This is a genomic window from Streptomyces sp. NTH33, from assembly GCF_003236365.1.
In the GTDB taxonomy this organism is placed as follows: Bacteria; Actinomycetota; Actinomycetes; order Streptomycetales; family Streptomycetaceae; genus Streptomyces.
In genome coordinates, this window is sequence record NZ_POTZ01000299.1 from 1 (window position 1) to 8,918 (window position 8,918).

An 8,918-nucleotide genomic window follows, 5' to 3' on the forward strand; every position below is an offset into this window, starting at 1 on the left:
CCGCTGAGTCCCGTGCCCCCTTCCCCATGGAGTACGTCGTGCGCCTCACCCGAACCCTTCGGACGGCGGCTGCCGCCGCCGCGCTGCTGCTCGCCGCCACCGCCTGCGGCTCCTCCGGCCCGGGGAGCGGCTCCTCCGCGACCGGCCTCAACCCTCCCGATCTCAAGGCGCAGTCCAAGCTCGGCAGGACCGAGGGCCAGGTCAACGTCATCGCCTGGGCCGGCTACGTCGAGGACGGCTCCAACGATCCCGAGGTGGACTGGGTCAGCGACTTCGAGAAGCGAACCGGCTGTCAGGTGCACTCCAAGGTCGCGGCCAGCTCCGACGAGATGGTCAAGCTGATGAAGACGGGGCAGTACGACGCCGTGTCCGCCTCCGGCGACGCCTCCCTGCGCCTGATCGCCTCCGGCGACGCGGCCCCGGTCAACACCGCCCTCGTGCCGAACTACGAGGACATCTTCGACGACCTGAAGATGCAGGCCTGGAACTCCGTCAAGGGCAGGGCCTACGGCATCCCGCACGGCCGCGGCGCCAACCTGCTGATGTACAACACCGAGAAGGTCAAGCCCGCGCCCGACTCCTGGTCCGCCGTCTTCGACGACGCGGCGAAGCACAAGGGCCACGTCACGGCCTACGACTCGCCCATCTACATCGCCGACGCCGCCCTGTATCTCAAGGCCACCGAACCCGCCCTGAAGATCGAGGACCCGTACGCACTCGACCATAAGCAGTTCGACGCCGCCGTGGCCCTGCTGAAGAAGCAGAACGCGAACGTGGGCGAGTACTGGGGCGACTACCTCAAGGAGGTCTCCGCCTTCAAGAGCGGCGACTCCGTGGTCGGCACCACCTGGCAGGTCATCGCGAACCTCGCCGCCTCCGAGGGTGCCAAGGTCAAGGCGTTCGTGCCGAAGGAGGGTTCGACCGGCTGGTCCGACACCTGGATGATCTCCGCCAAGGCCAAGCACCCCAACTGCGCCTACAAGTGGCTGGACTGGATCGTCTCCCCGAAGGCCAACGCCCAGGTCGCCGAGTACTTCGGCGAGGCCCCCGCCAACGCCAGGGCCTGCGAGCAGACCAGCGACAAGACCTTCTGCACCACCTACCACGCGGCCGACACCGCCTACTGGAAGCGGGTCGCCTTCTGGAACACGCCGATCGAGCAGTGCCTGGACGGCCGCACCGACGTCAAGTGCGTGCCGTACGCCAAGTGGGTGCAGGCCTGGACCGAGATCAAGGGCTGAACCATGACCGTCACCGAGCAGGCCGCCGGACGGAGCTCCAGGGGCACCGTCCGGCGGCTGGCCGGGATGCTGTACCGCCGCCCCCGGCTGCGGCTCTCCCTGCTGCTGACCGCACCGCTGCTGTGGCTGGCCGTGCTCTACCTCGGCTCGCTGACCGTGCTGTTCCTCTCCGCCTTCTGGACGACGAACTCCTTCACGTCCGAGGTCGTCAAGGTCTGGTCGGCCGACAACTTCCACGCCCTGCTGACGACCCCCGTCTTCCGCCAGGTGATCCTTCGCAGCATCGGCGTGGCCCTGGCGGTCACCGCCCTGTGCGCGGTGATCGCCTTCCCGCTCGCCTTCTTCACCGCGCGCGTGGCCCGGCCCCGGTGGCGACCGCTGCTCGTGGTCGCCCTCCTCACCCCGCTGTGGGCGAGTTACCTGGTCAAGGTGTACGCCTGGCGGTTGATCCTGTCCCAGGGCGGGCTCGCCGACTGGATGCTGAAGCCGTTCGGGCTGAGCGGCCCCGGTTTCGGGCTGCCGGCCGCCCTCCTCACCCTGACCTACCTCTGGCTGCCGTACATGATCCTGCCCCTCCACACCGCGCTGGAGCGGTTGCCCGCCAACCTGCTCGACGCGTCCGCCGACCTGGGCGCGCGCCCCGGTCGCACCTTCCGGTCGGTCGTGCTGCCCATGGTGCTGCCGTCGGTCGCCGCCGGGTCGATCTTCACCTTCTCGCTCAGCCTCGGCGACTACATCACCGTGCAGATCGTCGGCGGCAAGACCCAGCTGATCGGCAACCTCGTCTACTCCCACATCGAACTCAACCTGCCCATGGCCGCCGCGCTCGGCACGGTCCCCGTCGTCGTCATCGTGCTCTACCTGCTGGCGATGCGCCGCACCGGCGCCCTCAGCAGCATCTGACCGCCTTCGACCGTCTTCCCAGGGGGGTGTCCCACGTCATGCAGCTCTCCCGTGGCGCGCGCATCGCGCTGCGCGCCGCCGCAGCCTTCGGCTTCGCGGTGATCTACGTCCCGCTCCTGCTGGTCCTCGTCAACTCCCTCAACCCGGACCGCAGCGCGAGCTGGCCGCCGCCCGGCCTGACCCTGCACTGGTGGTCGGTGGCGTGGGGCAACCCGGGGGCGCGCAGCGCCGTCTGGGTCTCGGTCAAGGCGGGCCTCGGCGCCACCGCGATCGCCCTGGTCCTCGGCACGCTCATCGCCTTCGCGGTGGCCCGGCACCGCTTCTTCGGCCGCGACACCCTCTCCTTCGTGGTCGTCCTGCCGATCGCGCTGCCCGGCATCGTCACCGGCATCGCCCTGAACTCCGCCTTCTCCACGGTGCTCCAGCCGCTCGGTGTCGGCCTCGGCCTGTTCACCGTGGTCGTCGGGCACGCCACCTTCTGCGTCGTCGTCGTCTTCAACAACGTCGTGGCCCGGCTGCGCCGCACCTCCGGCTCCTACGAGGAGGCGGCGATGGACCTGGGCGCGAACACCTTCCGCGCCTTCGCCGACGTCACCTTCCCGCTGGTGCGCTCGGCGCTGTTCGCGGGCGGGCTGCTCGCCTTCGCCCTGTCCTTCGACGAGATCGTGGTCACCACCTTCACCGCCGGGCCCGGCGTCGAGACCCTGCCCGTCTGGATCTTCAACAACATGACCCGGCCGCAGCAGGCCCCGGTGGTCAACGTCGTGGCGGCCGTGCTCGTGCTGCTCTCCGTCCTTCCCCTCTACGTCGCCCAGCGGCTGTCGTCCGACACGGCGACCGGGAGCCGGGTGTAGCCGCTCCCGGCCCGCCCGCCTTTACGCAAGCGGCTTGCATAACTTGCGCTACTCTTGCGCGCATGACGCGACGACTTGCGGAAGTGGCGAAGAAGGTCGGGGTCAGCGAGGCCACGGTCAGCCGGGTGCTCAACGGCAAGCCCGGCGTCTCCGAGACCACTCGGCAGGCGGTGCTCTCCGCGCTGGACGTCCTCGGCTACGAGCGGCCCACGCAGTTGCGCGGCGAACGCGCCCGGCTGGTCGGACTGGTGCTGCCCGAGCTGCAGAACCCGATCTTCCCGGCCTTCGCGGAGGTCATCGGCGGGGCCCTGGCCCAGCTCGGCCTCACCCCCGTGCTGTGCACGCAGACCAAGGGCGGCGTGTCCGAGGCGGACTACGTCGACCTGCTGCTGCAGCAGCAGGTCTCCGGAGTGGTCTTCGCCGGCGGGCTGTACGCGCAGGCGGACGCCCCGCACGGCCACTACCGGCTGCTGGCCGACCGCAACATCCCGGTGGTGCTGGTCAACGCGGGCATAGAGCACCTCGGTTTCCCGAGCGTGTCCTGCGACGACGCGGTCGCGGTGGAGCAGGCCTGGCGGCACCTGGCCTCCCTCGGGCACGAGCGGATCGGCCTGGTCCTCGGACCGGACGACCACGTGCCCTCCGCGCGCAAGCTGGCCGCGGCGCGCGCGATCGCCGGCCGGCTGCCGGAGGAGTCCGTCGCGCGCGCCATCTTCTCCATCGAGGGCGGCCACGCCGCCGGCGCCAAACTCATCGACCGGGGAGTCACCGGGTTCATCTGTGCCAGCGACCCGCTCGCGCTCGGCGTCGTACGGGCCGCCCGCCGCCGCGGACTCCACGTCCCGTCCCAGGTGTCGGTCGTGGGCTACGACGACTCCGCGCTGATGAACTGCACCGAACCGCCGCTGACCACCGTCCGGCAGCCCATCGAGTCGATGGGCAAGGCCGCGGTGGAGCTGCTGCACGCCCGGGTCAGCGGGAGCTCCGTACCGGCCGACGAGCTGCTGTTCGAGCCGGAGCTGGTGGTGCGCGGATCGACCGCGCAAGCGCCCCGTCCGTGAGTTGTCCCGGAGATCCGGTTCACTGTCAAATAATTTCAGTTTCCGCGCGGCATCTTGCGGGGACCAGTCGTCGGTGCTTGAGTGTGCGGCACCCACTGCTCCTGTCCCTGCCCAGAGGGGTCCGCCGATGAGAAGCACCGGGTTCCGCCATGCCGTCGCCGCGATCGGCGTCTGCTCCCTGTTCCTCGCCCTGACGTCCTGCGGATCGGACGACGACACCTCCGCCGACGGCAGGACCCGCATCACGGTCAACTGCCAGCCGCCCCGGAGCGCCAAGGCCGACCGGAAGTTCTTCGACGAGGACATCGCCGCCTTCGAGAAGCAGAACCCGGACATCGACGTCGTCGCGCACGACGCGTTCCCCTGCCAGGACCCCAAGACGTTCGACGCCAAGCTCGCCGGCGGCCAGATGGAGGACGTCTTCTACACCTACTTCACCGACGTCGGGCACGTCGTCGACACCGGCCAGGCGGCCGACCTCACCTCCTACGTCAAGGAGTTGAAGAGCTACGACACCCTCCAGAAGCAACTGCGCGACATCTACACCGTCGACGGCAGGATCTACGGCATCCCGCGCACCGGCTACTCGATGGGCCTGATCTACAACAAGAAGCTCTTCCAGAAGGCCGGACTCGACCCCGACAGGCCCCCCACGACCTGGGCGGAGGTCCGCGCCGCCGCCAAGAGGATCTCCGCGCTGGGCAACGGCACCGTCGGCTACGCCGACTACAGCGCCCAGAACCAGGGCGGCTGGCACTTCACCGCCGAGCTCTACTCCCAGGGCGGCGACGTCGTCAGTGCCGACGGCAGGAAGGCCACCGTCGACACCCCCGAGGGCCGCGCCGTCCTGCAAAACCTGCACGACATGCGCTGGACCGACGACTCCATGGGCAGCAAGCAGCTCCTGGTCATCAACGACGTGCAGCAGATGATGGGTTCGGGCAGGCTCGGCATGTACCTCGCCGCCCCCGACAACATCCCGATCCTGGTCAAGGAGAAGGGCGGCGACTTCAAGGACCTCGCTCTGGCCCCCATGCCCGGCGGCAAGGGCACCCTCGTCGGCGGCGACGGCTACATGTTCCACAAGAAGGACACCCCCGCCCAGATCCGCGCCGGCCTCAAGTGGCTCGACCACATGTTCCTCACTCCCGGCAAGGGCTTCCTCGGCGACTACGTCCGCGCCAAGGCGAACGACGCCCCCGTCGGCCTGCCCGAGCCGCGCCTGTTCACCGGCGCCGCCGACGCCACCGACCAGCGGGCCAAGAAGGCCAACGCCAACGTCCCCGTGGAGAACTACCAGTCCTTCCTCGACGGCAACCAGGCTCTCCGGATGAAGATCGAGCCGCCCCACGCCCAGCAGATCTACTCCGTCCTCGACGGCGTCGTCTCCGCCGTCCTCACCAAGAAGGACGCCGACATCGACCGGCTCCTCAAGGACGCCTCCGGCAAGATCGACGGCATCCTGGCCCGGGGCTGACCGGCGATGACGAAGACGGCCGAGCGGCGGCCCGCCGAGGCGGTCGCCGTCCACCCGGTGCGGACGCCGTCCCCGGCAGGGGACCGGGGACGGCGCCGCCTCGCCGAACAGGCCCGCGCCTACGCCTTCCTCCTCGGCGGCCTGGTCTGCTTCGCCCTGTTCTCCTGGTACCCGGCGATCCGCGCCGTCGTGATCGCCTTCCAGAAGTACACGCCCGGCCAGGCGCCCGAATGGGCCGGCACCGCCAACTTCACCCGCCTCCTGCACGACCCCGAGTTCGGCGCCGCCTGGCGCAACACCCTCACCTTCACCCTGCTCGCCCTGCTGATCGGCTTCGCGGTCCCGTTCGTCCTGGCCCTCGTCCTCAACGAACTCCGCCACGCCAAGGCCTTCTTCCGGGTCGTCGTCTACCTGCCGGTGATGATCCCGCCCGTGGTCAGCGCCCTGCTGTGGAAGTGGTTCTACGACCCCGGAGCCGGCCTCGCCAACGAGGCCCTGCGCGCCCTGCACCTGCCCACCTCGCACTGGACCAACGGCGCCGACACCGCCCTGGTCTCCCTCGTCCTCGTCGCCACCTGGGCCACCATGGGCGGCACCGTCCTGATCTACCTGGCCGCCCTGCAGTCCATCCCCGGCGAGCTGTACGAGGCCGCCGAACTCGACGGCGCGAACCTCCTCCAGCGCATCCGGCACGTGACCGTCCCGCAGACCCGGTTCGTGATCCTGATGCTGATGCTCCTCCAGATCATCGCCACCATGCAGGTGTTCACCGAGCCCTTCGTCATCACCGGAGGCGGCCCGGAGAACGCCACGGTCACCGTGCTCTACCTCATCTACAAGTACGCCTTCCTCTACAACGACTTCGGCGGCGCCTGCGCGCTCAGCGTCATGCTGCTCGCCCTGCTCGGGCTCTTCTCCGCCGTCTACCTGCGGCTGACCCGCTCCGGCCCCGGCGAGGAGGACGCATGAGCGCCACCCGCACCCTCGTCTCCCCGGCCACCCTGGCCCGCCCGCGCGGAAAGGCCGTCTACTGGACCGTCTTCACCACGGCCGTCCTCCTCTTCACCCTCGCCTTCCTCTTCCCCGTCTACTGGATGGTGACCGGCGCGACGAAGTCACCCGACGAGGTGGCCAGGACCCCGCCCACACTCGTCCCCGAGCACTGGCACCTCAGCGCCTACACCGACGCCTGGGACCTGATGCAACTGCCGCAGCACCTGGGGAACACGGTCGTCCAGGCCGCCGGCGCCTGGGCCTGCCAGCTGGTGTTCTGCACGGCCGCCGCCTACGCCCTGTCCCACCTGAGGCCGGCCTTCGGCAAGGTGATCCTCGGCGGCATCCTCGCCACCCTGATGGTCCCGGCACAGGCCCTGGTCGTACCGAAGTACCTCACCGTCGCCGACCTGCCGCTGATCCACACCAGCCTGCTCAACGACCCCCTCGCCGTCTGGCTGCCGGCCGTCGCCAACGCCTTCAACCTCTACCTGCTCAAGCGGTTCTTCGACCGGATACCACGGGACGTGCTGGAGGCCGCCGAGATCGACGGCGCCGGAAAGCTGCGCATCCTCACGTCGATCGTGCTGCCGATGTCACGGCCCGTGCTCGGCGTGGTGTCGATCTTCGCGCTGGTCGCCGTCTGGCAGGACTTCCTGTGGCCGCTGATGGTCTTCTCCGACACCGGCAAGCAGCCCATCAGCGTGGCCCTGGTCCAGCTGTCGCAGAACATCCAGCTGACCGTGCTCATCGCCGCCATGGTGATCGCCAGCATCCCGATGGTCGCGCTCTTCCTCGTCTTCCAGCGGCACATCGTCGCCGGGATCAGCGCGGGCAGCACCAAGGGCTGACGCACACCCTTCGGCACCGAGACAGAAAGGCACGCACAGTGGGACAGTCCATCCCTGCCCGAAACGACCGGAACGACCAGGACGGCCAGAACCGCCGGAACGACCGGAACCGCCGGAACGACCGGGACGGCCGGAACGACCGGGACGGCCGGAACGACGCTGCCTGGTGGCGCTCCGCCGTCATCTACCAGGTGTACGTCCGCAGCTTCGCCGACGGCGACGGGGACGGCACCGGCGACCTCGCGGGCGTCCGCGCCCGGCTGCCGTACCTCGCCGACCTCGGCGTGGACGCCCTGTGGTTCAACCCCTGGTACCTCTCCCCGATGAAGGACGGCGGCTACGACGTCGCCGACTACCGCGCCATCCACCCCGCCTTCGGCACCCTGGCCGAGGCGGAGAAACTCATCGCCGAGGCCCGGGAGCTGGGCATCCGTACGATCGTCGACATCGTGCCCAACCACGTCTCCGACCAGCACCCCTGGTTCCGCGCCGCGCTCGCCGGCGGCCCCGAGAGGGACCTGTTCCACTTCCGCCCCGGACGTGGGGCGCACGGGGAACTCCCGCCCAACGACTGGACGTCCCAGTTCGGCGGCCCGGCCTGGACCCGGCTGCCCGACAGCACCTGGTACCTGCACCTGTTCGCCCCCGAGCAGCCCGACCTCAACTGGGCCCACCCGGCCGTCCGCCAGGAGCACGAGGACATCCTGCGGTTCTGGTTCGAGCGGGGCGTCGCGGGCGTCCGCATCGACTCCGCCGCCCTGCTGCTCAAGGACCCCCGTCTGCCCGACTTCACCGAGGGCCGCGATCCGCACCCGTACGTCGACCGCGACGAACTCCACGACGTCTACCGCTCCTGGCGCCGCGTCGCCGACGAGTACGGCGGCGTCTTCGTCGGCGAGGTGTGGCTGCCGGACAGCGAGCGCTTCGCCCGCTACCTGCGCCCCGACGAGCTGCACACCGCCTTCAACTTCGCCTTCCTGTCCTGCCCGTGGGAGGCCGGCCGGCTCCGTACGTCCATCGACGCCACCCTCGCCGAGCACGCCCCCGTGGGCGCCCCCGCCACCTGGGTGCTGTGCAACCACGACGTCACCCGCACCGTCACCCGCTACGGCCGCGCCGACACCGGCTTCGACTTCGCCGTCAAGTCCTTCGGCACCCCCACCGACCTCGCCCTCGGCACCCGCCGGGCCCGCGCTGCCGCCCTGCTCTCGCTCGCCCTGCCCGGCGCGGTCTACGTCTACCAGGGCGAGGAACTCGGCCTGCCCGAGGCCGACGTCCCCGCCGACCGCGTCGACGACCCGATGCACTTCCGCTCCGGCGGCACCGACCCCGGCCGTGACGGCTGCCGGGTCCCGCTGCCCTGGGCGGCCGAGGAGCCGTACGCCGGTTTCGGCTCCCGCGGGGAACCCTGGCTGCCGCAGCCCGCGGACTGGCCCACGTACGCCGTCGACCGGCAGCTGACCGACCCGGCCTCCATGCTCTCCCTCTACCGCGAGGCGATCCGCCTCCGCCCGGCCTTCGGCGACGCCCCCCTGACC

At 70.2% G+C, this 8,918-nt stretch carries 8 protein-coding genes; all 8 read left to right on the plus strand.

All coding sequences use genetic code 11. The features are described 5' to 3' along the window. The first annotated feature begins 26 nt into the window (after nt 1-26). The gene (locus C1I97_RS24820) at nt 27-1,241 is read left to right on the plus strand and encodes an ABC transporter substrate-binding protein (RefSeq protein ID WP_181446897.1); all 1,215 of its coding nucleotides are present in this window, start codon (nt 27-29) and stop codon (nt 1,239-1,241) included. Nucleotides 1,242-1,244: 3 nt separating this feature from the next. After that, entirely contained in the window at nt 1,245-2,144 is a 900-nt protein-coding gene (locus tag C1I97_RS24825) for an ABC transporter permease (RefSeq protein ID WP_111005399.1), read from the plus strand. 38 nt (nt 2,145-2,182) lie between these two features. Beyond that, nucleotides 2,183-2,998 (plus strand): ABC transporter permease, encoded by an 816-nt coding sequence (locus C1I97_RS24830; protein ID WP_111005400.1) that lies wholly within the window; start codon nt 2,183-2,185, stop codon nt 2,996-2,998. 62 nt (nt 2,999-3,060) lie between these two features. Further along, the gene (locus C1I97_RS24835) at nt 3,061-4,059 is read left to right on the plus strand and encodes a LacI family DNA-binding transcriptional regulator (protein WP_181446898.1); all 999 of its coding nucleotides are present in this window, start codon (nt 3,061-3,063) and stop codon (nt 4,057-4,059) included. Between the two features lie 127 nt (nt 4,060-4,186). Then, nucleotides 4,187-5,536 carry an ABC transporter substrate-binding protein gene (locus tag C1I97_RS24840; RefSeq protein ID WP_111005402.1) on the plus strand — a complete coding sequence of 450 codons (1,350 nt, stop codon included), beginning with the start codon at nt 4,187-4,189 and terminating at the stop codon, nt 5,534-5,536. Between the two features lie 6 nt (nt 5,537-5,542). After that, a complete protein-coding gene (locus C1I97_RS24845) occupies nt 5,543-6,505 on the plus strand; it encodes a carbohydrate ABC transporter permease (RefSeq protein WP_111005403.1) in 963 nt (320 codons plus the stop codon). Beyond that, complete coding sequence (locus C1I97_RS24850; RefSeq protein ID WP_111005404.1) at nt 6,502-7,380, plus strand: carbohydrate ABC transporter permease; 879 nt, start codon at nt 6,502-6,504, stop codon at nt 7,378-7,380. The genes C1I97_RS24845 and C1I97_RS24850 overlap by 4 nt, the downstream gene beginning before the upstream one ends. A 191-nt stretch (nt 7,381-7,571) precedes the next feature. After that, nucleotides 7,572-8,918: glycoside hydrolase family 13 protein (locus C1I97_RS24860; RefSeq protein WP_258382721.1), on the plus strand; the 1,347-nt coding region annotated here is incomplete at its 3' end.

Coding starts and splice junctions, on each gene's coding strand:
- C1I97_RS24820 (WP_181446897.1), top strand. CDS start 27: ATGGAGTACGTCGTGCGCCTCACCCGAACCCTTCGGACGGCGGCTGCC.
- C1I97_RS24825 (WP_111005399.1), top strand. CDS start 1,245: ATGACCGTCACCGAGCAGGCCGCCGGACGGAGCTCCAGGGGCACCGTC.
- C1I97_RS24830 (WP_111005400.1), top strand. CDS start 2,183: ATGCAGCTCTCCCGTGGCGCGCGCATCGCGCTGCGCGCCGCCGCAGCC.
- C1I97_RS24835 (WP_181446898.1), top strand. CDS start 3,061: ATGACGCGACGACTTGCGGAAGTGGCGAAGAAGGTCGGGGTCAGCGAG.
- C1I97_RS24840 (WP_111005402.1), top strand. CDS start 4,187: ATGAGAAGCACCGGGTTCCGCCATGCCGTCGCCGCGATCGGCGTCTGC.
- C1I97_RS24845 (WP_111005403.1), top strand. CDS start 5,543: ATGACGAAGACGGCCGAGCGGCGGCCCGCCGAGGCGGTCGCCGTCCAC.
- C1I97_RS24850 (WP_111005404.1), top strand. CDS start 6,502: ATGAGCGCCACCCGCACCCTCGTCTCCCCGGCCACCCTGGCCCGCCCG.